The following is a 22,592-nucleotide window of genomic DNA, read 5'->3' as shown; positions in this document are numbered from 1 at the left end:
CGAGGATGAATCTGCGAGACATATCACAAGCCAAAAGCATTCGCGAAAGTAGCCGTATGGCTACCTCCAACCCAACGTTCTAAGTACAGAAGAAGTGAAACTTTAGGGGGTTTCTGCCAGCACCGAAAAACCTTATACGCAGATAGGTTTAATGTTTTGTACTGGGGTTTTAGATGTTTGGTGGAAAATTCCTGGTGATTTCATCGCCGAAATCACCAGTTGTAGAAAAATAAATAGCACCCCAAATAAATTTCGTATTGGCAACTAGCACTGTTCGCATATAACATCGTCGCTATGACATTATCTTCGGGCTCGATTGGCAATCCTGATGCCGTTACTCCTCTGTCGCTCGCTAAGCGCATTCGCCCTCTCCTGACTCGCGCTGAGCTGCTCTACAGCCGCCGCTCCTCGGAGTCCCAGCTCAGCCGCGCGCAGCTGTCCATCATGATGACCCTGGAGGCACTGGGCGCCTGCCGTATCAGCCAGTTGGCTGAGGCCGAGGCCATCCGCATGCCCACCGCCTCCAACGCCGTGCACCACTTGGAGGTCGCCGGCATGGTGGAGCGCGTCCGCGACAGCAAAGACCGTCGTGGCGTCCGCGTTGAACTGACCGACCGTGGCCGTGAAGAGCTGCACCGTGTTTCTGAAGAGCGCGATCAGCAGATGGCTGAGATGTTCAGCACGCTGAGCCAGGAAGAGCTGGAATTTGGCGCTGGTCTTGAGACGATTCTGTCCAAGATCCTCGAAAACTACCCGGAGCACCCAAAGACAAACCCAAACGTCTAGTCTCTTTTCCAGCTAGCCCTGCCCGCTTTAAGCCCACAGGCAGGATACATAGCTTTTACACTTCCTCGGTGCCGTTTTAAATATGCCCGCCTATCCACGTAGGCTATTACCCAGAAGCACCACTTGGATATTTCTGAGTAATCACAGGAGGATTAGCGATGGCTTCCCGCCCGCTTCGTATCATGATTGCGTGGCGTCCAGGCGAGTACGGCACCGAAACGCTTGCTTACGCCGCTTGGTTAGCTCGCACCACGAAGGTGCAGATTCGCGTTGTCAGCGCACTGTCGCGCGGCTGGCCGCTGACCTCACTGGCTCGGTTGAGCACCAATGACTCCTGGGTTTCCCACGAAACCGAGTCTCTTGAAAAAATCATCAAGGATGAGCTAAAGCTCGCTGGCCTGCGCAAGGGCATGCTTGACGACGATGCCGTGCGGATCATCGAATCCTCCAGCGAATCCACAACTATCTGCAACGAAGCCGAAGAATTCGAAGCCGATGTGGTTTTGCTTGGCACCCGCCGAAGCAATACCAAGGACTGGGCCGCCAAGAACCGCAGTCGCTTTACTGCGGGATCAACCTCGGATGCGCTGCTGCATTACTCGCCAATCCCGCTGGGATTGGCGATTCCCGGCGCGAAGCTTTCTAAGCACGGTGTGACCCGTGTCAGCATTTGCTACATTGACACCCCACAGTCGCACCACGCATTGAATAAAGCTGCTGACCTGGCATATCGCTGGGAAGTTCCCCTGCGTTTGGTCTCGTTTACGCCGCGTGGTGCGACCATGTACCCGACGGAGAACGGCTACGGCCCCTCCTCTGACCTGATGATTGAGTGGCGCGAGCAGGCTATGGGGCTGCTCGACCGCGGTATGGACCGCGCGCATACCCGTTACCCAGACCTTTCCATTGATGCGGAAGTAGCCTCCGGCAACGGTTGGGAAGAGGCCATTCAGTCCATCAAGTGGAAAAAGGGAGACTTGCTCGTTTTGGGTTCGTCTACTCTTGGCCCATTCGGGCGAATTTTCATCGGCTCGTCGACTAACCACATCGTTCGTCACAGCCCGGTGCCAATGCTGATTACTCCGGCCTAGTATGGCAGGCACATCAGACGGCATTTAGAGGCGAGGGGAGCAGATGGTGGATAATTCACCGAAGCGCAGTACACCAGAGCGCAATGAGGATGAAATCTTCGACGAGCTTGAGCGCAAGATGTATTCCGGCAAGCGCGCCTACATCTACACCGCGGGTGTGATTCTTACGACGCTGCTCGCGGGCCTCATTATCGGCATCGCCGGCGCCATTGTCGGTGGCCCCACCTGTGATGCGGGTAAGTCCAGCTTCCTCTGCTCCCGCACTTGGGAGATCCTTTTCCCCGTTGTCCCGGGCGTAATCTCCCTGGTCGGCTGCCTTTTGGGCTTCTGGCAGACCTACGTGGAGTGGAAAAACTTCCGCAACTGGCGCGCGTGGCTCGCTATGTGCTGGGTGCTCATGCCCTTCACTTTGATGTGGATGCTCTCCACATTCGGTGTCCTGATTCTGGGCGTTAAGTAGGGGTAAGAGGCGGCCAGCCTCGGAGCCACCCTCTTGAGGTTTTTGCGAGAAAGCCTCAAGCGAGAAAGTGTCTGGGTTTATGACAAATTTGAGTCGATTTTAGGCCTCAAACTGTCATAAACCCAGACACTTTCTTGTACGCACTAGTCTCCTTGGCTACTTCTTCACAACCAGGTTGACCATCTTGCCCGGAACGACAATGACCTTCACGATATTGCCACCGGCGTTCTCCACAGCTGCGACAACCTTTTCGTCGGCACGCGCGACGGCCTCGATGTCCTCGCGGGAAGCATCGGTAGCCACGTCAATGCGAGCGCGAACCTTGCCGTTAATCTGAACTGGCAGCTCAACGGTGTCGTCGACCAGCCACTTCTCGTCAACTGCCGGCCAGGGGCCGTGTGCCAGGGACTCGGTGTGGCCGAGACGGCTCCACAGTTCCTCCGCAATATGCGGTGCCACCGGACCAAGCATGAGAGCCAGCGGCTCCACGGCGGCGCGCGGGGCACCGGTCGAACCGTAGGTCTTAGTCAGGTAGTTGACGTACTCAATGAGCTTTGCGACGGCCGTGTTGTCACGCAGCTCTGCGTAGTCAGAGGTAACCCCTTCCACGGTGCGGTTGAGTGCCTTGAGGTCGTCGTCGGAAAGCGCTGCGTCCGTGACGGCGAGCTCACCGGAGTCCTCATTGACCACCAGGCGCCAAGCGCGCTGGAGGAAGCGCTGCGAGCCGACCAGATCCTTCGTCGCCCACGGGCGGGAGGTGTCCAGCGGACCCATGGCCATCTCGTAGACGCGCAGGGTGTCGGCGCCGTAGTTGTCGCAGACCTCGTCGGGGGAGACAGCGTTCTTCAGGGACTTGCCCATCTTGCCGTACTCCTGGAAGACCTCCAGGTCAGAGCCGTCTTCGGCGCCGCCCGGGATGAGGAACTTACCATCGCGCTCAACAACCTGATCCGCCGGCTGGTAGACACCACGGGCATCGGTGTAGGCGTAAGCCTGGATGTAGCCCTGGTTGAACAGACGGCGGTACGGCTCCTTGGAGGTCACGTAGCCGAGGTCGAAGAGGACCTTGTGCCAGAAGCGGGAGTAGAGCAGGTGCAGCACTGCGTGCTCGACGCCACCGACGTAGAGGTCGACGCCGCCTGGGTCGTCCTTACCGTGAGTCTCTGGGCGGGGGCCGGTCCAGTAGCGCTCGTTTTCCAGGTCAACGAACTCCTCAGCGTTATTCGGGTCGATGTAGCGCAGCTGGTACCAGGAGGAACCTGCCCAGTTCGGCATGACGTTGGTGTCACGGCGGTACTTCTTCTTGCCATCGCCGAGATCGAGCTCGACATTGACCCAGTCAGTGGCCTTGTCCAGTGGAGCCTTTGGCTCGGTGTCGGCATCGTCCGGGTCGAAGGTGACCGGCTTGTAGTCCTCGACCTCTGGCAGCTCGACCGGAAGCATGGACTCGGGCAGCGCGTGGGCGTGACCGTCCTCGTCGTAGACGATGGGGAAGGGCTCGCCCCAGTAGCGCTGGCGGGCGAATAGCCAGTCGCGCAGCTTGTACTGGACCTTCTCGTGACCAGCACCTTCCTTCTCCAACCACTCAATGACGGTGGCGATGGCGGTGTCCTTGTCCAGGCCATTGATGTCCAGGCCGGAATCATTGGCGGAGTTCACGCACGTACCGTTACCAACGTACGCCTCCTTTGCAATGTCACCACCTGCAACAACCTCGCGGATTGGCAGACCGAAGGCAGTGGCGAACTCGTAGTCGCGCTCATCGTGGGCCGGGACAGCCATGATGGCACCGGTACCGTAGCCAATCAAGACATAGTCGGAAATGAACACCGGCACCTGCTCACCGCTCACCGGGTTGGTGGCGTAAGCGCCCAGGAAGACACCGGTCTTTTCCTTGTTCTCCTGGCGTTCCAGGTCGGACTTGGAGGCAATTGCGGCGCGGTAAGCGGCGACGGCCTCGGCTGGGGTTTCCTTGCCGAAGGTCCAGCGCTCATCCACGCCCTCGTAGGTACCGCTGCCGGCTTCGACCAGCTGATCCACCAGCTCGTGCTCAGGAGCGAGCACCATGTAGGAGGCTCCGAAGAGAGTGTCCGGGCGAGTGGTGAAGACCCTGATCTTGGTGGAGACCTTCGGGCCGACCTCGGCTGTGAAGTCGACCTCGGCACCGCGGGAGCGGCCAATCCAGTTGCGCTGCATGGACTTGACCTTGTCCGGCCAGTCCAGCAGCTCCAGGTCGTCGACCAGACGGTCAGCGTATGCGGTGATGCGCATCATCCACTGGCCCAGCCGCTTGCGGAACACCGGGAAGTTACCGCGCTCCGAACGGCCCTCGGCGGTCACTTCCTCGTTGGACAGCACAGTGCCGAGGCCCGGACACCAGTTGACCATCGAATTCGACTGGTAGACCAGACGGAACTCATCCACGGCTTCGCGTTGCTCGGTCTCGCTGAGCTCAGCGTAGACGCGACCATCCTTGGTAGCCATCTCGCCCGACTCCAACAGTGGAATCAGCTCATCGATGCGGCGAGCCTTCTTCTGATCTTCATCGAACCAGGCGTTGTAAATCTGCAGGAAAATCCACTGCGTCCACTTGTAGTAGTCCTGGTCAGTGGTCGCGAAAACACGGCGGCGGTCATGGCCAAGTCCCAGGCGGCCCAGCTGGCGCTCCATGTTGGCGATATTCGTTTCCGTCGTCACGCGCGGGTGCGTACCGGTCTGGATTGCGAACTGCTCCGCCGGCAAGCCGAAGGCGTCGTAGCCCAGGGTGTGCAGCACGTTTGCGCCCTGCATGCGGTGGAAGCGCGCGAAGACGTCGGTGGCGATGTATCCCAGCGGGTGGCCTACGTGCAGACCGACACCGGACGGGTACGGGAACATGTCCTGTACGAAAAGCTTGTCCTTCGGCGGAGTCGAGCCGTCGGCAGCTGCCAAATCGCCCACCGGGTTGGGGGCGTAGAAGGTGCCGTTATCTTTCCAATACGCCTGCCACTTTCCCTCTAGCTGAGTCGCCAGCTCGGGGGAGTAGCGGTAGTCGGTGGCTTCTGCCGAGGACGAGGACTTTTCGCTGTTGGTCATGGTCTCACAGTCTAATAGGTGCGTTTGGCACGTGCTCAACCACCTATATAAATTGGAAGCATGATTGTCATCCCTGTAATTACCCTGGTTCTGGCTGTTTGCATAGCCGTTGTCGCTGGTTTGGCATGGTCGGCGAAGCTACCGGGTAATAACTGGATCGGAATTCGTGCGCCTGAGGCTCGAAAGTCCCAGGAAAACTGGGATATTACGCACCGCGTTGCCGGCCCGCCGTGGGCTGTGTCCGCTGTCGCTTTCCTCGGTGCCGCCATGCTCGGCTTCCTCGCCATCCGCCCGGAGGCCTCTGGTTGGATGTGGCTGTGGTACGCCGTCGCTCTGCTCGCCGGTATCGCCATGCTCGGCATTGGTGCGGCTATCGGCTCGCACACCATCGCGCTTTACGACGCCAAGGTCTCCGCCGAGTCCGGCTCCGGTTGTGGGTGCGGTGACGGTGACAGCGGCTGCGGCTGTGGCTCCGCCGCCACTGATGCCGCCGACACTGCGACTGATGATGCCTGCTGCTCCGACAACCCGGCAGCAGACTGCGGTGTCTCCGGTGGCTGCAGCTCCTGTGGTCTGGAAGGGTTGTGCACGGACAAGGGCTCATCCGCGAATGTCACTTTCAAGCCTGTGGACAAGGATGCGCTGCGCAAGGCAGCTGAGCAGAAGAAGTAAAAAAATTATTGCAGAGAAAAGCTTCTGCAAAACAGTAAGACAACATCTGGTTGCCCACTAAACTGTTTGTCCATGTGGCAACGAATTGTGAATTGGCGTCCAGATCCCCTCATCGTCGGTATCGTTGCTGCAGCGATACTGGCGATTATTTTTCCTGCAAGCGGCACTACCGCTGAGGTTTTCAGCTGGGCCACAAAGATCGCCATTGGCTTCTTGTTCTTCCTCTATGGCGCGCGCCTGAGCCCGCAGGATGCGTTGGCCGGTGTTAAGCATTGGCGGCTGCACATAACCATTCTGGCTTTCACATTCGTGCTGTTCCCAATCCTCGGCCTGCTCATGAAACCCCTGGATTGGATTCTCTCGCCTGGCCTCTACCTGGGCATTTTGTACATGACACTGGCACCGTCGACGGTGCAGTCGAGTGTGAACTTCACCTCCATCGCCAAGGGCAATGTCGCCGGCGCAATCGTCAGTGCCTCGGCATCTAACCTGCTAGGCATCGTCGTCACACCGGTGCTGGTGATGCTGTTGATGGCCACCGGCGGCGGCATTCATGTGGATTCGTCGGTGTTCTTGGATATTTCGCTGCAGTTGCTGCTGCCATTCGCAATCGGCCAGCTCACTCGCCGTTGGACCCTGAAGTTTGCCGCCGCGAAGACGACTAAGAATGTTGACCGCCTATCCATCGCAATGGTCGTTTACGCAGCCTTCTCCGAGGGCATGGTGCAGGGCATCTGGTCGAAGGTGCCGGCAGGGGACATTGTCATCCTGTGTGTGCTTTCGGTCGTGCTGGTGGAATTCGTTTTGCGGTTGTCCGGATTCATCGCAAACAAGATGGGCTTCGACCGCAAGGACCGCATTGCGATTCAGTTCTGCGGTTCGAAGAAGTCCCTGGCCACCGGTCTGCCAATGGCTGCCGTTATCTTCGGTGCCGATGCCAGCCTCTACATTTTGCCGCTGATGATTTTCCACCAGATTCAGCTGATGATCTGTGCGGTCTACGCCGCTCGCTGGGGCAGGGAAGCAGAAGCTGAGCCGGAGCCACAACCCGCTTAACGCGGTCTAGCGCATGGACCCGAGGGGCGAATCCGGCTTGGCACATATACTGGGGCGCACAACATATGGTTCGGTTTTAAACGAGCAAACGAAAGTGTGAGATTCAGCATGGCTAACGAGAATCCGGCTCCGTTCTCCCCGGAACAGCGCGCCGCAGAAGAGACCGCAATCAACGAGTTCTGGTCGTGGTGGAATTCTTTTGGCGCCGATGCGCTCGACTCAATGTTTAGTGTCCAGCTCGGTATCGATGGTGCCCCGAACGCCGCCGATGTGGACATTATTGATGTCCAGAAGGAGGTCGGCGGCCGCATCGCCGCTATTAATGACCGGCTCATCTGGGGGTTTGAGGCTGGCGCTCCGTATTCTCGCCACCTTCTGACTGTTAGCGCTGCCGGCGATCCGGAGCTGCGTCCGGTCGCTCGCCGTTGGCTGGAGGCCGCGCCTGACGACGGCGCGGTGTGGTCTTTCACCGACCTCCGCCAGGCGGATCCGGCGATGAAGCTGTCGCTGGGGGATGTCGCGGCCACATTGGTTGCACAGGGTGCTCTCGAGGCCGATGCTCCGGCCGAGGTCGATCCGGCAGACGCCCGCGTGGCTGTTAGCAGTGGTCATGGGGCAGTGGACGTTCGCCTATTCCACCCGCTGTTCCCGGCAATTGCTCAGTTGGAGGACGGTGAGCGCTTGGTAGCTCAGCTCGGTTTCACGCTGCTGCAGCTGGCTCTGGGGGAGGAGGACTTCGGCCTATGGCTACGCGGTTTTGCCTTCGCCGGCGAGGAGCCGGAAGGTGCGATCCCGCTACCGGAGCTGGGCGGTGTCGTCGAGAAGCTCGCGGAAGAGTGCCCGGAGTGGCTCACCATTGATGCCGAAGCCAACGGCCAGCCGCTCGTCGTCGCCACCCGCGCTCCGATTACGCAGCTGGTGAGCCCGACTATGACGCAGCATGTGCTGATTCAGCTCATGCTCGGCAATATTGATGACAAGGGCTTGCCGACGGACGCATCCAAGGAATCCCTCTCCGAGTTCAATACCGCTGCCGCTGAAGCCATCGCTGAGGACAAGGGCATTTTTGTCGCAACTGAGCAGTCCGATGGCATGGCTCTGATGCACTTCTTTATTGACCCGGCATCTGATGCGGAGGCGGGTCTGCGAGCTGTTGCGGAGACGTGGACCGAGGGAGAGCACGTCGTCGATACCGGTTACGATCCAGCTTGGCAGCGCGTCGGTCACCTGCGCGTGTAGATTGGTTTTTTGTTATGAACGCTCGTCATCGTCTTACTCCACGGCCTTCTCGCGCGATTCGCATGGGTCTTACCGGTGTCATCGCTGTCACCAGCCTTCCGCTGGCAGCTGGAAACGTCGCTGCGGCTCCGCAGCCAAAACTGACTCCGCAGGGCACTATTGATGCTCCGGGGCGAACCCAGATCAGCTTTACCCACACCCCAAGTGGCACGCACTACGGTACGGCGAACGAGAATGAAGCTCGTCCGGGGCTTTCGATTGTCAAGCTCTACATTGCGGACTACGTCTTCAAACATGGCACAGAAGCGGACAAGGCGAAGGCCACAGAGATGGTTCGCTACTCCGATGACAATATTGCCAGTGAGCTCTACGGCCGATACCCGGATTCCATCAACGCCACTGCGCGTGAATACGGCCTCAGCAACACCCACGGTGCAGGTCACTGGGGAAAATCAACAACGTCCAGCGCTGACACTGTGAAGTTCTTGGAGGCCAAGAAGCGTGAGAACACTTCTGACCCGGTGCTGGTTGCTATGAGCACCGCGTCACCTGTGGCAGCGGATGGCTACCGTCAGGATTACGGCACCGCCACGCTGCCTGGTGTCATTGGCACAAAGTGGGGTTGGTCCGATGACTGCCAGAGCGTTCACGCCTCGGCATCCATTGGACCTGACTTCAGCGTCGCTGCTAACACCTACGGCACGAAGGAAACTCACACCAGCGATGTTCAGAATGCCTTCGACGGCACGCTGGGCACTCCATCGCTGCCTGGCCTGCCCGACAGCCCGAGCCTGCCTGGCCTCCCAAGCGTCCCGAACCTGCCCGAGAGCTCGAATCTCGGCGAACTACTGAATCTGCCGGAAACTCCGCAGCTGCCCCAGATTCCGGGACTACCGGACTTCACTGGTCAGGTACCGTCGCAGTTCTAGCCACTGCCGCTAGTCGCTGGTCTGCTGGCACCGTCCCACCCAGCGCCCACACAGCGCACCTCACGCGACAAGGTTCACGAGGACCATATACAGCGCCGTGCCTACAAAAATCGAAATCACGGTGTTACGCCGCCACCAGTGCAGGCCAATGGTGACCACCAGCGCTACGGGCACGGCCCAGGTAGCGCCGGGGTCACCGCTCTCGCCGCTGAGTCCTAACCGCCCGAAGACGGTATAGGCAACCAACGCCACCATGACTCCAACCGGCATGGTCGTGCCGAGGAACTCGAACAGGGGAGACCCCTTCAGAGTGCGCACGAACGCAAACGGCAGCGCACGCAGCGCAACTGTCACCGCTCCCATCGCAAAGAGCGCGGCAAGCACATAGCCGGAATCGGGCATCGCGGTCATGCTCACTCTCCCTCCGTTACACGCTGATTGCTTGCCGACGTCATGCGCATCACCCGATCCACCCGCGGTGACCACACGCGCAACAGCAGCAGGCCGAAGTACATCAGCAGTCCGATAACCAGCATCTGGTTCGGGTTAATCAGCCAGCCCACCAGCGTGCAGACGATAGCGGACAGGGGCAGTGACCAGTCCTTAGAAGTCTCAAACGCGTCCATGGCCAGCACCGTAAAGAGCGCCACCAGTGCGAACTCGGCACCGCGGATACCCTCGGGCAGTGCTGCGCCGGTTAGAGCCCCGACAATACCGGAGCCCACCCACAATAACTGGCAGAGAATCTGAATCGTCAGCAGTCGGTGGCCCGACATCTTTTCGTCCGCATTTGCCGCAGAGACGATGGCATACGACTCGTCGGTAAGCGCGTATGTGGAGTATGCGCGACCGAGACGGGACTGTATCCGGTCGCGTGGGAACGTCAGCCCATAGAAGACGTGGCGGAAGTTGACCATAAAGGACGTCACGGCACAGCCGAGCAGACCCGTATGCGCCATAACCAGGCCGACAGCGAGGAATTCCATCGACCCCGCGTAGACCACGAAGGAGAAGATGGGGGCCCACCACCAGCTAAAGCCAGTCTGTGCGATGAGCAGGCCGAATGCGAGCCCCAGCGGAATGAGTCCCATGCCCACGGGCAGTGTCTGCCGGATGCCGGCAGCTATGTCGCTGCGGTCGCTGTTTCCTGTGGCGCTACTTCCTTCAGCCCTGTTTCCTTCGGTATTGATGTGCTCACTCATCTAGTTGTCACGTACATCTACGGGGTAGGTGCCATACAGTGGCAGCGGCCATGGCTGACGGCGCATGCAATCACCCCAGATGTCCGCGGCAGCAGGAGCGAGTACATCAGAGGGCAGGGCAGGGGCGACGTACCAGTCACCGCGGTCGAGCTCGTCTTCCAGCTGTCCCGGGTCCCAGCCTGCGTAACCGGCGAAGATGCGTGCGCCATCTATGCGGTCGCGTACGTCCTCCGGCTCCGCACCGAGGTTGACCAGCGCAAACCTGTGGGCGATGCGTTCCATCAGCGGGGTACCGGTAATACTGTCGGTCTCCTCTGGGAGGGTGGCGCCGTTTCGCACCACACCAATGCAGATTGGCTGTGTCTGGTTGACCGGACCCCCGACGTAGAGCACCGGCGGCTTGGCCATCAGCGGCGCCCAAGGCTCGAGCACATTGTGCACCGGCGTCTGCGAACGCTGCGTGAGATCGACACCAAGGGTGCCGTGTTCATCGTGCTCAATGAGGAAAATCACCGAGCGGGAAAACTCCGGCGAGAGCATGCCGGGTGCTGCGAGCAGCAGCATACCGGCAGCCGGGTCGTTGCGCTCAAGGCTGGTAAAAAGCCGGTCGCCGTAGAGATTTTCCGGATTAATCGATGCCATTAGCTCTCACTTTCGCTTTCAGCCTGCTCACCGGACTGCTCGTACCACCATTTCTTCAGCGCCAAGATAGCATCTTCACGCTCCAGCGGACCGGACTCCAATCGCAGCTCTTTCAGGTAATTCCAGGCCTGTCCGACTTCTTTGCCGGGCTTCAGGTCCAGAATTTCCATGATTTCGTTGCCATCCAGGTCGGGGCGGACGCGTGCGAGGTCCTCCTGCTCGGCGAGCTCCTTGATTCGCGCTTCCAGGCTGTCGCAGGCTCGTGCGAGGCGTGCTGCTTTACGACGGTTTCTCGTCGTACAGTCGGCCCGCACGATTTTGTTGAGTCGTTCCAACAGATCTCCGGCGTCGTTGACATAACGTCGCACCGCCGAGTCCGTCCACTTGCCTTCGCCGTAGCCGTGGAAGCGCATGTGCAGGTAGACCAACTGCGAGATTTCGTGGTTGGTCTTCTTCGGGAACTTCAGTTTCCGAAGGCGGCGTCGCACCAGCTTCGCGCCGACAACTTCGTGCTGGTAAAAGGTGACGTTTCCCTGCTCGTTGTAGGCACGGGTAGCGGGTTTGCCGCAGTCGTGCAGCAGTGCCGCCCAGCGCAGTACGAGGTCCGGTTCACCGGGTTCTTCCTGGTCAATAGCTTGCCGCATGACCTGCAGAGAGTGTTGGTAGACATCCTTGTGCTGGCGGTGTTCATCCTGCGTCATGCGCATGTCGGAGATCTCCGGCAGCACGCGGTCGGCCAACCCCGATTCCACCATCAGGTCGATACCTCGGCTTGGGTCCGCACCCAGGATGAGCTTGTTCAGCTCGGTGGAGATGCGCTCGACCGTGATGCGGTCAATTTCGCTGGACATTTCCTTCAACGCCTTGAGCACACGCGGTGCCACGTCGAACCCGAGCTGGGATGCGAAGCGGCAGGCACGCAGCATCCGCAGGGGGTCGTCGCCGAAGCTGATCTCCGGCGCCCCCGGTGTGTCCAACACACCCGCGACAAGATCCTCGAAACCTCCGAGCGGGTCAAGGAAGGTGCGGGTGCCGTCACCGTGGAGCTCCACGGCGATGGCGTTACAGCGGAAGTCACGGCGGATTAGGTCGCCCTCCAGCGTGTCACCGAAAGTGACCTCCGGATTGCGGCTGACCTGGTCATACGTATCCGCACGGAATGTGGTGATCTCCACCTGACGGCCATGCCGTTCCGCGGAGAGTGTGCCGAATTCAATGCCGGTATCCCAGACAATATCCGCCCAGTCATCGAGGATCGCGCGCGTCACTTCCGGGCGCGCGTCGGTGGTGAAATCGAGATCCACGCCCAGTCGCCCTAAGAGAGCATCGCGCACAGAACCGCCCACGAGGTACAGGCGATGGCCGGCTGCACTAAACGCAGCTGCCAGCGAATCGAGGATCTCAGACTCCTTGGCGATCGCCTGATCCGCCACTGCCAGCATTGCCGTCCTGCGCACCTTTGGGTCCGCGTCAGCAGCCGCCGGAGTAGCACCGGGAGGTGTAGTCCCCCCGGGCTGGTCACCATTTGTCGTTGAAGGAGTCGATTGTGTCACGACCGACACAATACCCGCTTATACCTATAAACCCGGTAGTCTAAGTGGAATGAACAACGTGGTACGCAATGACAACTCGGCGGCGAAGAGTCGTCGACGTCGTCGGCGACCGCGCAGAAGAGGTGGCGTTTCCTCGTCCACCAACACGAGCAACGCTACTACCAGCGGAAATTCTGCAAAACGTAGTGGCTCCGGTGCCAATGGCCCCCAAAAGGCCAAGCCAAACTCCGGTGGCGCCAAGAAAAATTCCAAATCACCGAAGTCGGCACGACCCTCGAAGCAGTCGAACAACCGCGGTGGCCGTAAGAACGGTCAGGATAGGAACAATCGCCGTCGTCACGCACAGACGAAGCGCACGAACAATCGCCGCGCGCACTCGTCGCGCGCGCAAAATGCAGCGCCGATGCAGACCTCGATTGAGACTTCGGCGGGCGGACTGGTCGTCTCGGGGCTTGCTGAGGCTGTCGGCGATGGCGGCAAGGTCAACCTGTCACGGATTTATGTCGCGCTGATTGGTCGGCACGATCGTCGCGGGCGCCTGCTGTGGTCGATGCCTAAGGGCCATGTCGAACCCGGCGAAGCTTTCGATTCCACCGCCGAACGTGAGGTGTGGGAAGAAACGGGCATTCGCGGCGAGGTCATCGAAGAGCTCGGTGTGATTGACTACTGGTTTGTCTCCGATGGCACGCGGATTCACAAGACCGTGCACCATCACCTTCTGCGCTACGTCGATGGCGATCTGAACGACGAAGACCCCGAGGTCACCCAGGTCATGTGGGTTCCTGTGGATACCCTGGTGGAACGGTTGGCCTACGCTGACGAACGCAAACTGGCCCGGCGCGCGCACAATCTGCTGCCCGATCTCGCCCGCGCGGAAAAGCGAGCAGGCCGGCAGACGCCGAGGTGATTGCGCATGTTCAGGTTGCAGTTGCCAAGGAATGTTGTTCGTAAAGTCACGGCCGCCACCGCAGCGCTCGTACTGTGCTTGCCGACGACCGTTGCGCCCCCAGCTTTTGCGCAAGATGAGCAGTTGTGGGGCAGTGGCACCAATCGTGTCGGTGAACAGGGCCCCCTTCGGCTTTCGATAACCAGCTTCACTCCGCATGTCGCGGCTCTACATTCGACGCTGACCATCAAGGTGCAGGTGCACAACACCTCCGATGCAGATATCAGCAATGTTGCGCTGCGCCCACAGCGGGCCGGCGCACTGGCTTCCTCTGCAGATGCGCGGACGATTCTCGCTGAGCCTGAATCGGTGTTTGATGTGGCTGGGACCTTCAGTTCCCCCATCGATCTGAAGGCGGGGGAGACGCGTGAAATTACGCTAAGTGTTCCTATCTCCGCACCGTCCCCAGAAGGACTCGACATCACGGAAGCTGGCACGTTTCCGCTGCTCATCAATGCTAACGGGCAACCGGCAGATGACATCGACCGCCTGCTGGCGGAAACACGCGCACTGCTACCGGTGACGGATCCGCAAGCCGCAGATGATGAGCCGGAACCGCCTGCCGGTGATGAGAACGACAACGATGAGACCGACAATTCCGATGCGCCCACCCGCCGCGACCCAGTGCCGTTTTCGCTGATTTGGCCTATCAGCCAGCCAGTGCCACTGGTCGGCGGTGAGACCGGTGACGCACCCTCGTCGCCGAATCTCATCCTCACCGACAATTCTTTGGCCGAGTCTCTCGAACGCGGTGGCCGCCTCGACGGTTTGCTCACCTCGTTGGAAAAGGGCTTTGCCGGCCCGGATGGGCAGAGGTTGCGGGAATCAACCTGCATCGCCATCGACCCGGAGACCCTTGACGCAATCTCCCGGATGACCCGCGAATACTGGATTGGCACCAGCCGCCCAAGTCCTGTGGAGTCCTCTCCGCGACTGCGGGATTCCTGGGGAAACGCGGATGACACCAATCTCACGCATATGCCCGCCAGTGACAATGCTGCCGCCTGGCTCAATCGGCTGCACGATCTCACACAGGACACCTGCACACTGTCACTGCCGTGGGGCGGCACCGATGCCAGCGCCGTAGCTCGCGTGGGCGATCACGAGCTTTCGATGGAGGCACTCGCCGCTGGTCGGCAGACTATCGCCAAGCATTTGGACGTTCAGGCACTGCCGGGCCTCTATTTGCCGGCCGAGGGATACGTGACGTCGGAAAGCGCCCCGCTGTACTCGGCGGCGACGGCCCTGAACGGGACCGCCCCGGAGCGCGCATTCGAAAACCGCGTCGATACCGGCGAGGCGATGCCACCCTCGCCCACTCCACCCGAAGCCGCGCACGACACCACCGTGTTAGTCGCAGACAACACCGCCGTCACCGCCGATGGTCAGACACTGCGCCCCGGCCACAGTGGCGTGCTTGCCGACGGTAGCCGCGCCTTCGCCCTCCCTGGGGCACTGACAACCTCTCTGGCTGCAACAGGGCGGTCTCCCCAGACTGTGGCGTATTCGAATCTGCTCGGACGCTACGATTTCCGAATCGACTCCGAGGCTGCACGGATGCAGACAGCGATTGGCACTCTGTTCCAATCACTGACTGATTCGGATGACCCTCGCGCGGCTGTGGTGGCAGCACCGCCGTCCGGTTGGGATCCACGCGCTAGCGACGCTGAAGATTTCATGGCTGCGGTCAGGAAAGCCGTGGACGATAACCTGGCTGAGCTGACTCCGCTGATGGACTCCATCACCGCTTCAGCTCACGACCTGGATGCGGGCTCGGTTACTCCAATTGACGAACTTGCCGATCCCGCGCCAGTGAGTGAGACGCTCGTGGAGAAGGCTCAACTGGCCTCCCGCGAAATCACGGACCTGACCACAATCATGTCCAACGATCCCAATGTCGCACTGACGCGGTATGAATTCACCCGCCCCCTGCGGCACGACTTGCTGCGCTCGTTTACAACTCTCGGCCGGCGAAATCAGCTGCAGTCACCTGACGTGCAGCGGCGGAGCGAAGAACTCAGCGACCAGGCACTGATTATGACTCGACGCCTGCGCAATTCAGTGACGTTGGTAGCTCCCGGCGGTGTCTACACCCGCGCAACGCAGCTGTCGCCGATTGCGGTGCTGGCTCGCAATGGCCTGCCGCTGCCGGTTCCCGCGTTCGTGCGCGTCGGCGCTGGAGATTCGGTGTTGGAGGAGAAGTATGAGGCCGCCATCCCCGCCAAGGGGTCGGTGACTGTTCAGTTCACTCCGAAGTCGGGTGATGATGCAGAATCCACTCCGGCAACCAATGCTCCAGAGGGAGACCGGCCACGGGATAGTGGAGACAACTCCCACAATCTGTTGCTGTGGCTCGAATCACCTGGCGGCACGCCGATTTCTCGATCAGTGAGTATTTCCGTGCAATCGGGCGCTTCGGTTGGGGTTTTGGCTATCGTGACCCTCGTCATCGTCACTGTTGGTGGGTTTTTTGCCGCAAAACGGTCACAGTACTTTCGGAAATAGCCCCCCTTTTAAGCAACAATAGGACATGTGACTGACTCAGACGCGCATAAATCTGGACTTCGAGGCCGCATTCGTCGCCCCGCGCCACCGGCTCCGGTTCCGGCGGCGCGGCCAACGGCTGAATCTCAGCCGGCCGAAGCGGCCCCGGACCTAACTCGCGTATCCGGCCATAAGGCAAATGCCGATACCGCCGCTGACGCGATGACGGAATCGGCATCACCATCGCCAGCAAAGGCAGCAACTGCGACAGCAACCGCTTCCAGCGATTCCTCCGCAGGCTCGACGGCGGACGCAAATCAGGGACAGTCGAACTCGGACATCGTCGCCTCCACGGGCTCGATGGCAATCGCTACCCTGATTTCGCGCATTACGGGTTTTTTGCGAAATCTGCTCATCGGCGCGACGCTGGGTCCGGCTGTGGCTTCAGCCTTCAACGTCGCCAACACACTGCCGAACCTGATTACGGAAATCGTCCTCGGCGCGGTGCTGACTTCTCTGGTGGTGCCGGTGTTGGTGCGCGCGGAGAAGGAGGATCCAGATCACGGTGCCGCCTTCATTAGACGTCTCTTGACTGTCTCTATGACGCTGCTGGCAGTGGTGACGGTGCTGGCAGTGATAGGTGCGCCACTGTTGACCAGATTGAGCCTTAACGAGGCCGGTAAGGTCAACGTTCCGCTGGCAACGTCCTTTGCGTTCTTATTATTGCCGCAAATCATCTTCTACGGCATATTTGCGCTGCTCATGGCGGTGCTAAACACCAAGGGAATCTTTAAACCCGGTGCGTGGGCACCTGTCGCTAACAACGTCGTGGCCATTGCCACGCTCTTGCTATATCTGTTCCTGCCCGGCCAATTGAGTCCGGATTCGGACGGTTCACTCTCCGATCCGCACATCCTGCTTTTGGGTCTTGGTACCACCCTGGGTGTCGTCATTCAGGCAGCCATCATGATTCCCTACCTCAAGCGCGCGGGCATTGATTTGCGTCCGCTGTGGGGTATCGACGACCGCATCAAACAGTTCACCGGCATGGGTGTCGCGATTATCACCTACGTGGCAATTTCCCAGGCTGGTTACTTCATCACCACCAATATTGCCTCGACTGCCTCCAAGGCAGCGCCGACGATTTACCAGCAGGCGTGGCTGCTGTTGCAGGTGCCCTACGGCATCATCGGCGTTACCTTGCTGACCGCCATCATGCCGCGACTGTCCCGCAATGCAGCCGACGGCAATGATGGGGCAGTGGTCCGCGATCTGTCCATCGGTACGCGCCTGACCATGATTGCGCTGGTGCCGATCGTCGCCTTCTTCACCGCATTCGGCCGCCCCATCGCCGTCGGTCTTTTTGCGTATCTGGAGTTCCCCCGCGAAACCGCAGAGATTCTCGGCTGGACGCTGTCCTTCTCGGCGTTCTCGCTTATTCCATACGCCATTGTGCTTTTGCACTTGCGTGTTTTCTACGCCCGTGAAGAGGCCTGGACCCCGACTTTCATCATCCTCGGCATTACCACCGTCAAGGTGATTCTGTCGTTCTTCGCTCCTCGTCTGGCTTCTGACGATGAGACCGTCGTCGTGTTGCTCGGTGCCGCCAACGGTTTCGGTTTCGTCGCCGGCGCGGTAATTGGCTTCTTGCTCTTGCGCCGCACTCTCGGACACTTGGACAGTAAGGCGACCGTCCACACCGTGCTGTGGGCACTGGGGGCGTCGCTCGTCGGTGTCGCCGTCGCCTGGGGCGCATTCGCATTGACCGACCTTGTGCTGTTCGATTTCTTCGGTTCCTTCGGCGTGCTGCTGCAGACCATCGTCACCGGCGTGGTCTTCCTCATCGGTACCGGCCTGGTGCTCGCTCAGGCTCCATTGGAAGAGGTCCGCGTTCTGGGCGGCTTCCTCGGCCGCATCCCGGGTCTACGCCGCTTTGCTCCGCAGCCTCATGCAGCCGACAATGCCGTCGCCGACCGTGAGGATATGGAGCGCGAACGTGGCTTCGCCGCTGATGCTTTCTCGATTGCCCCGTCGAACCTGATCGGCGAGGCCACGGGTCTGGCAAACGAGGGCTTCACCGCTTCGCCGCTGCTGCCGCCGATGCCGACGCAGGGTTCTCGCCCAACCCGCTATGTACCCGGCGAGATGGTCTCAGGTGGTCGTTTCCGTCTGCGTTCTGAAGTCGCGACCTACCCAGGTCTGCGCCTGTGGCGCGCCATGGATATGGGCGATCCCAACAACTCAGATGTCGCACTCGTCTTCGTCGACACGATTGCACTGCCGTACTACGACACTTCGCCATCGGTTGCCGCCCAGAAGATTGCCACGACGACCAATGAGCTGCGTGACCTGGCTGGCACCGGGATGTCCCGCATTCATAGTGTGGCGAAGACACGCACCGAGGTGCTCATCGTCGCCGACTGGACCAGCAGTATCGGTATTGAGCGGTTCGATCAGGCCGCCCACCCGGATGCCCTGGCACTCGCAATAGCATCACTTGCCGAGACAATCGCCGACGCCCACGAATCTGGGCGCTGCCTTGGCCTGACAAACAAGCCTGGACAATTGCGCATCAGCAGCGACGGCCACATCTACGACGCTTTCCCCGTCGTTTTGCCCGATAGCTCGCAACGTTCGGACTACAACGCGTTGCTTTCTGTCATCGACGAGCTGTTCTACAACGTGCCAAATATCCCCTCCGATATTTCTGCTGCCATCGACCGCGCGAAGCAGGTTCGCCCGGAGAACTTCAACCAACAGGAGTCGCCAGCTCGCACACTCGCGGAGGATTTTCGCACTGCAGCGCTCGGCCCCGACTCTTCGGAGTTTCTCGCAATCGACCCCGACACCGGTGCGCGCGAATCCGTCGATGCCGACGGTGTAGCCCAATCAAACGCTCACCACACCAAGAATCGCACCGGCGCATTCAGCACCGGCGCAGTCGTTGTCGGTGTAGTCATTGTCGGCGCACTTGTCGCCGCGGGCATCTTTGGTCTGGTTAACCGTTCCTCGGACGCACCGATTAACTCCGAGTCCGTACGACGCGGCCCGGCTCCGATCACGACGCTTTCGCTTGCCGACGCTAACGAGTGGCAAGCCGACAGCGACAACCCGGCAGCCGGTCCAGACAATCCGGACATGGCTGAGCTGACCATCGATAATGACGAGGAAAGCTTCTGGGTAACTTCGACTTACCTCAGCCAGTTCGGCAATCGTCCAGAGGACTTCAAACCTGGTGTGGGTATTCGGGTCACTCTGGATGAACCGGCAACCATTCGAGAGCTTAAGGTCGCGGCGACCCCGGGCGCACACATTGAAGTTCGCGGCCTACGAGATGCTGACTCGACGAACTTGGATGACACAACGGTTCTCGGAAGCGCTACTGCCACCTCAGGTACGACGACCATCGAAATCGATAGCCGCGACACTGAGTGGAAGAACCTTGTTGTCTGGATCTCCGGCTTGCCGACGGCTGCGGAAGCGGTAGCCGACAGCGACTCAGACACTGACGCTGATACAGATGCTGATGCTGAGTCGCAGAATTCCGATGCGGACAACCCACTTGTCGGCGACCGCAATCTGGCTGAGCAATCTCCGGATTCGTTGCTGCCAGTTGCTATTGGCGACATTCAGGTGCGTGGTACGGAATAACGCTCTGAGCTTGCCTTAGGCGGCAACAGTTCAAGTTGTCCCAAGTTATCCACAGCTACTGGGACGTTTTGAAATTCATCCACAGCCCGCGGTCTCCACGGCAGTTTTGCCAAGCGGAGAGCGCGGGTTTCGTGTTTGCATAGGAGCCATGAACTTTGGGGGAAGAAATCGAATTGGGGACAGTCACCGTAAGGCCCGCATGGGTCGGCGACTGGGGGATTGTGGTGTCGTCGGTATGCAAAAGCATGCATCTGCGGACGAGGTCGATCGTGAATTATTGAAGGCGCACCTGGCGGGGGATCGTCGCGCGTTCGCGGTGTTGGCACGGCGTTATTATCCGCAGTTGGTAGCGATGGCGCGGCGCTATCGTCGGGATGATTTCGATCCCTTGGATGGGGTACAGGAGGGGCTGGCGCGGGCAATTGCGGGGGCGGCGAGCTTTCGCGGGCGTTCAACGGTGGCGACGTGGCTGACGTGCATCGTGAAGAATGCGTGTATTGACCACAACCGCGGTCGTTTCGGGGAGATCCCTCTCTGCGATAAGGAGGAGGATTTTGAGACGTTTATGAGTTCACAGCCGATTCCCTGCCCGGATGTTCCGCTACGTGTGACTATGGCCGCCGCATTGGAGCAGCTGCCAACGGATCAACGGGATGCCCTGCTGTACTTGGACATCTTTGGATATTCGCTGCAGGAGACCTCTCGCAGTATTGGGCAGCCGAGCGGGACGTTGAAGTCTCGGCGGGCGCGGGCGCGTCGTACGCTTCGGCGACAATTGGAAGAAGTGCAGGTGGCCTAACAACTGCAGAGCAGGGGTGAGGCTGGGGGAATAGAGATGGCTAACCTCACGTTGGTTGAGGTGGCTGGTTCCGGTAATTTCTTTCCCGGAGCTGAAAAGTTTGCTTACTACTGAGCATCACTGTGCGCCATGTGATGTGAGAGATAAAAATTATAGGAGTCTTCATGAGCGATATCGTTCACGACCTGATCATTGTCGGTTCCGGTCCCGCCGGTTACACGGCTGCCACCTACGCAGCCCGTGCCGACCTGAAGCCTGTGGTGTTCGAGGGCATCGAGTTTGGCGGCCTGCTTATGACGACTACCGATGTGGAGAACTACCCAGGTTTCTCCGAGGGCATCATGGGACCAGAGCTGATGGATCAGATGCGCGCACAAGCAGAGCGCTTCGGCGCTGACCTGCGCATGGAGATTGTCGATCGCATGGATCTCACCGGCGAAATCAAGTCTGTCTGGGTTGGCGAAGAAGAGCACAAGGCTCACGCTGTCATCCTGGCGACCGGTGCCGCTCCGCGTTATGTCGGTGCTCCGGGCGAGCAGGCGCTGCTTGGTCATGGTGTCAGTGCCTGTGCCACCTGTGATGGTTTCTTCTTCCGCGACCACGATATCGCCGTCATCGGCGGCGGTGACTCCGCAATGGAAGAGGCAACTTTCCTTACCAAGTTCGCCCGCTCGGTGACGATTGTCCATCGCCGCGATGAGTTCCGTGCGTCGAAGATCATGGTCGAGCGCGCGCAGAACAATGACAAGATTCGCTTTGCGACGAACAAGGTTGTGTCCCAGGTTCTTGGTGAGGACAAGGGTTCAGTTACCGGTCTCGAGCTGGAAGACACCGTCACTGGTGAGAAGTCCGTCCTGGATGCGACTGCCATGTTCGTAGCAATTGGCCACGAGCCACGTTCGCAGATGGTTCGCAATCAGCTGGATTGCGATGAGAATGGCTACATTCAGGTAGCCGCTCCGAGCACCCAGACCTCCCTCAAGGGCGTCTTTGCCGCGGGCGATGTTGTTGACTCGCATTACCAGCAGGCAATTACCGCCGCTGGTTCTGGCTGCAAGGCTGCGCTGGATGCTGAGCACTACTTGGAAACTGTTGCTCGGTAGCTGACAGAAGGTCAGTCGCACTAGCTGGATAAACACCTAATAGTTGGGGTATCGCAATTGTTGGATAAGCCCTACGATTGCAGATATCCAACTATGGGGAATATCCGATAGTCGGTAAGCCCAATTGTTGTTAGCTGTAGCTCAATCAGGGCGCAGCGGGACATGTTATAGCCCGGTACGCCCCGTACTCATCGAGCACTTGCAGCGTTCTCAAGAACACCATTAATTAACAATTTAGTACTTCACTCGCACCACCGGAAGCCCTAATTTTTGACGCCTTGAGCGCCAAATCCGTACGCGAGGCTGAAGAAGCTAGGTTGAAAAATTAGAATCAAGACCACAAAACAAAACCACTAAGAACTCAAACGAGCTCATTCTAAGGAGAAGAATTTCATGGCTCCGGTAACCGTCACCGCCAACACCTTTAAGTCCGATGTCCTCGAATCCGATAAGCCGGTGCTTGTTGATTTCTGGGCAGAGTGGTGTGGCCCGTGTAAGAAGATTGCTCCCGTTTTGGACGAGGTTGCGGCCGAGCTCGATGGCAAGGCTGTCATCGCCAAGGTCAACGTCGATGAGGAGCGTGCACTGGCTGGCATGTTCCAGATCATGTCCATCCCAAGCCTGCTCCTATTCAAGGACGGCAAGAAGGTCGAAGAGATTCGCGGAGTCCGCCCGAAGGGCGAAATCACGTCGCTCATCGAAAAGCACCTTTAAAAGAACTTGGGGTTGCTCCTTATCCGATACGAGGTTACGACTGCCTACCCGTCACTTCGCTACTGCCACCTTCGTTGGACACACCCCATTATGATGTGACTGAAGTTGTGGTTGTGATTTAGAGTTAGTCCTGGGGTTCTGCCGTCGGGCTAGCCGACGCGCCCTCGTAACAATCAATTCGCGCCTGCGA

General features: G+C 59.5%; 18 protein-coding genes. 13 read left to right on the top strand and 5 right to left on the bottom strand.

Features of this window, described 5'->3' with window-relative positions:
- The first annotated feature begins 294 nt into the window (after nt 1-294).
- The 3 genes from HMPREF2857_RS06350 to HMPREF2857_RS06340 all read left to right on the top strand — a co-directional run bounded on the left by HMPREF2857_RS06350 (nt 295) and on the right by HMPREF2857_RS06340 (nt 2,337).
- A complete protein-coding gene (locus HMPREF2857_RS06350; protein WP_070429059.1) occupies nt 295-786 on the top strand; it encodes a MarR family winged helix-turn-helix transcriptional regulator in 492 nt (163 codons plus the stop codon).
- A gap of 158 nt (nt 787-944) precedes the next feature.
- The gene (locus HMPREF2857_RS06345; RefSeq protein WP_070628763.1) at nt 945-1,877 is read left to right on the top strand and encodes a universal stress protein; all 933 of its coding nucleotides are present in this window, start codon (nt 945-947) and stop codon (nt 1,875-1,877) included.
- Nucleotides 1,878-1,920: 43 nt separating this feature from the next.
- The gene (locus HMPREF2857_RS06340; RefSeq protein ID WP_048733161.1) at nt 1,921-2,337 is read left to right on the top strand and encodes a hypothetical protein; all 417 of its coding nucleotides are present in this window, start codon (nt 1,921-1,923) and stop codon (nt 2,335-2,337) included.
- 156 nt (nt 2,338-2,493) lie between these two features.
- Here HMPREF2857_RS06340 and leuS read toward each other — a convergent pair whose 3' ends face one another.
- Nucleotides 2,494-5,412 carry a leucine--tRNA ligase gene (gene leuS, locus HMPREF2857_RS06335; RefSeq protein ID WP_070643193.1) on the bottom strand — a complete coding sequence of 973 codons (2,919 nt, stop codon included), beginning with the start codon at nt 5,410-5,412 and terminating at the stop codon, nt 2,494-2,496.
- Between the two features lie 60 nt (nt 5,413-5,472).
- On the opposite strand from leuS, the gene HMPREF2857_RS06330 reads away from it, so the two are divergent.
- The 4 genes from HMPREF2857_RS06330 to HMPREF2857_RS06315 all read left to right on the top strand — a co-directional run bounded on the left by HMPREF2857_RS06330 (nt 5,473) and on the right by HMPREF2857_RS06315 (nt 9,308).
- The gene (locus tag HMPREF2857_RS06330; RefSeq protein ID WP_070643191.1) at nt 5,473-6,084 is read left to right on the top strand and encodes an SdpI family protein; all 612 of its coding nucleotides are present in this window, start codon (nt 5,473-5,475) and stop codon (nt 6,082-6,084) included.
- A gap of 72 nt (nt 6,085-6,156) precedes the next feature.
- Complete coding sequence (locus tag HMPREF2857_RS06325; RefSeq protein WP_070607150.1) at nt 6,157-7,140, top strand: bile acid:sodium symporter family protein; 984 nt, start codon at nt 6,157-6,159, stop codon at nt 7,138-7,140.
- A gap of 108 nt (nt 7,141-7,248) precedes the next feature.
- Nucleotides 7,249-8,379, top strand: coding sequence for a DUF695 domain-containing protein (locus HMPREF2857_RS06320; RefSeq protein WP_070607153.1), 1,131 nt, complete (start codon nt 7,249-7,251; stop codon nt 8,377-8,379).
- 14 nt (nt 8,380-8,393) lie between these two features.
- On the top strand, nt 8,394-9,308 hold the full coding sequence (locus tag HMPREF2857_RS06315) for a serine hydrolase family protein (RefSeq protein WP_246819636.1): 915 nt from the start codon (nt 8,394-8,396) through the stop codon (nt 9,306-9,308).
- Nucleotides 9,309-9,368: 60 nt separating this feature from the next.
- On the opposite strand, the gene HMPREF2857_RS06310 is transcribed toward HMPREF2857_RS06315, so the two are convergent.
- The 4 genes from HMPREF2857_RS06310 to HMPREF2857_RS06295 form a co-directional block, all read right to left on the bottom strand.
- Complete coding sequence (locus HMPREF2857_RS06310) at nt 9,369-9,719, bottom strand: branched-chain amino acid transporter permease (RefSeq protein WP_070643189.1); 351 nt, start codon at nt 9,717-9,719, stop codon at nt 9,369-9,371.
- A gap of 2 nt (nt 9,720-9,721) precedes the next feature.
- On the bottom strand, nt 9,722-10,399 hold the full coding sequence (locus tag HMPREF2857_RS06305; protein WP_070643200.1) for an AzlC family ABC transporter permease: 678 nt from the start codon (nt 10,397-10,399) through the stop codon (nt 9,722-9,724).
- A gap of 111 nt (nt 10,400-10,510) precedes the next feature.
- Complete coding sequence (locus tag HMPREF2857_RS06300; protein WP_048733149.1) at nt 10,511-11,152, bottom strand: YqgE/AlgH family protein; 642 nt, start codon at nt 11,150-11,152, stop codon at nt 10,511-10,513.
- Nucleotides 11,152-12,594, bottom strand: a complete 1,443-nt coding sequence (locus tag HMPREF2857_RS06295) for a CCA tRNA nucleotidyltransferase (protein ID WP_048733146.1) — start codon at nt 12,592-12,594, stop codon at nt 11,152-11,154. Before HMPREF2857_RS06295 ends, HMPREF2857_RS06300 begins: the two co-directional genes overlap by 1 nt.
- A gap of 160 nt (nt 12,595-12,754) precedes the next feature.
- On the opposite strand from HMPREF2857_RS06295, the gene HMPREF2857_RS06290 reads away from it, so the two are divergent.
- The 6 genes from HMPREF2857_RS06290 to trxA all read left to right on the top strand — a co-directional run bounded on the left by HMPREF2857_RS06290 (nt 12,755) and on the right by trxA (nt 22,402).
- Nucleotides 12,755-13,612: an NUDIX domain-containing protein gene (locus HMPREF2857_RS06290; RefSeq protein ID WP_172954592.1), complete on the top strand. Its 858-nt coding sequence runs from the start codon at nt 12,755-12,757 to the stop codon at nt 13,610-13,612.
- Nucleotides 13,613-13,618: 6 nt separating this feature from the next.
- A complete protein-coding gene (locus HMPREF2857_RS06285; RefSeq protein ID WP_070643188.1) occupies nt 13,619-16,156 on the top strand; it encodes a hypothetical protein in 2,538 nt (845 codons plus the stop codon).
- 27 nt (nt 16,157-16,183) lie between these two features.
- A complete protein-coding gene (locus HMPREF2857_RS06280) occupies nt 16,184-19,786 on the top strand; it encodes a murein biosynthesis integral membrane protein MurJ (protein WP_070643186.1) in 3,603 nt (1,200 codons plus the stop codon).
- Nucleotides 19,787-20,021: 235 nt separating this feature from the next.
- Nucleotides 20,022-20,585 (top strand): sigma-70 family RNA polymerase sigma factor, encoded by a 564-nt coding sequence (locus tag HMPREF2857_RS06275; protein WP_042389015.1) that lies wholly within the window; start codon nt 20,022-20,024, stop codon nt 20,583-20,585.
- Between the two features lie 164 nt (nt 20,586-20,749).
- Nucleotides 20,750-21,688, top strand: coding sequence for a thioredoxin-disulfide reductase (trxB, locus tag HMPREF2857_RS06270; RefSeq protein ID WP_070643184.1), 939 nt, complete (start codon nt 20,750-20,752; stop codon nt 21,686-21,688).
- Nucleotides 21,689-22,081: 393 nt separating this feature from the next.
- Nucleotides 22,082-22,402 carry a thioredoxin gene (gene trxA, locus HMPREF2857_RS06265; protein WP_070643183.1) on the top strand — a complete coding sequence of 107 codons (321 nt, stop codon included), beginning with the start codon at nt 22,082-22,084 and terminating at the stop codon, nt 22,400-22,402.
- The last annotated feature ends 190 nt before the right edge of the window (nt 22,403-22,592 follow it).

Origin of the sequence: Corynebacterium sp. HMSC076C10, from assembly GCF_001812455.1 — a bacterium.
Classification (GTDB): domain Bacteria; phylum Actinomycetota; class Actinomycetes; order Mycobacteriales; family Mycobacteriaceae; genus Corynebacterium; species Corynebacterium jeikeium_D.
This window is presented reverse-complemented; position numbering and strand designations above follow the sequence as displayed.

Excerpts from the sequence above, each read along its gene's own strand:
- HMPREF2857_RS06350 (WP_070429059.1), top strand. The coding sequence starts at position 295 with ATGACATTATCTTCGGGCTCGATTGGCAATCCTGATGCCGTTACTCCT.
- HMPREF2857_RS06345 (WP_070628763.1), top strand. The coding sequence starts at position 945 with ATGGCTTCCCGCCCGCTTCGTATCATGATTGCGTGGCGTCCAGGCGAG.
- HMPREF2857_RS06340 (WP_048733161.1), top strand. The coding sequence starts at position 1,921 with ATGGTGGATAATTCACCGAAGCGCAGTACACCAGAGCGCAATGAGGAT.
- leuS (WP_070643193.1), bottom strand. The coding sequence starts at position 5,412 with ATGACCAACAGCGAAAAGTCCTCGTCCTCGGCAGAAGCCACCGACTAC.
- HMPREF2857_RS06330 (WP_070643191.1), top strand. The coding sequence starts at position 5,473 with ATGATTGTCATCCCTGTAATTACCCTGGTTCTGGCTGTTTGCATAGCC.
- HMPREF2857_RS06325 (WP_070607150.1), top strand. The coding sequence starts at position 6,157 with ATGTGGCAACGAATTGTGAATTGGCGTCCAGATCCCCTCATCGTCGGT.
- HMPREF2857_RS06320 (WP_070607153.1), top strand. The coding sequence starts at position 7,249 with ATGGCTAACGAGAATCCGGCTCCGTTCTCCCCGGAACAGCGCGCCGCA.
- HMPREF2857_RS06315 (WP_246819636.1), top strand. The coding sequence starts at position 8,394 with ATGAACGCTCGTCATCGTCTTACTCCACGGCCTTCTCGCGCGATTCGC.
- HMPREF2857_RS06310 (WP_070643189.1), bottom strand. The coding sequence starts at position 9,719 with ATGACCGCGATGCCCGATTCCGGCTATGTGCTTGCCGCGCTCTTTGCG.
- HMPREF2857_RS06305 (WP_070643200.1), bottom strand. The coding sequence starts at position 10,399 with ATGGGACTCATTCCGCTGGGGCTCGCATTCGGCCTGCTCATCGCACAG.
- HMPREF2857_RS06300 (WP_048733149.1), bottom strand. The coding sequence starts at position 11,152 with ATGGCATCGATTAATCCGGAAAATCTCTACGGCGACCGGCTTTTTACC.
- HMPREF2857_RS06295 (WP_048733146.1), bottom strand. The coding sequence starts at position 12,594 with ATGCTGGCAGTGGCGGATCAGGCGATCGCCAAGGAGTCTGAGATCCTC.
- HMPREF2857_RS06290 (WP_172954592.1), top strand. The coding sequence starts at position 12,755 with ATGAACAACGTGGTACGCAATGACAACTCGGCGGCGAAGAGTCGTCGA.
- HMPREF2857_RS06285 (WP_070643188.1), top strand. The coding sequence starts at position 13,619 with ATGTTCAGGTTGCAGTTGCCAAGGAATGTTGTTCGTAAAGTCACGGCC.
- HMPREF2857_RS06275 (WP_042389015.1), top strand. The coding sequence starts at position 20,022 with ATGCAAAAGCATGCATCTGCGGACGAGGTCGATCGTGAATTATTGAAG.
- trxB (WP_070643184.1), top strand. The coding sequence starts at position 20,750 with ATGAGCGATATCGTTCACGACCTGATCATTGTCGGTTCCGGTCCCGCC.
- trxA (WP_070643183.1), top strand. The coding sequence starts at position 22,082 with ATGGCTCCGGTAACCGTCACCGCCAACACCTTTAAGTCCGATGTCCTC.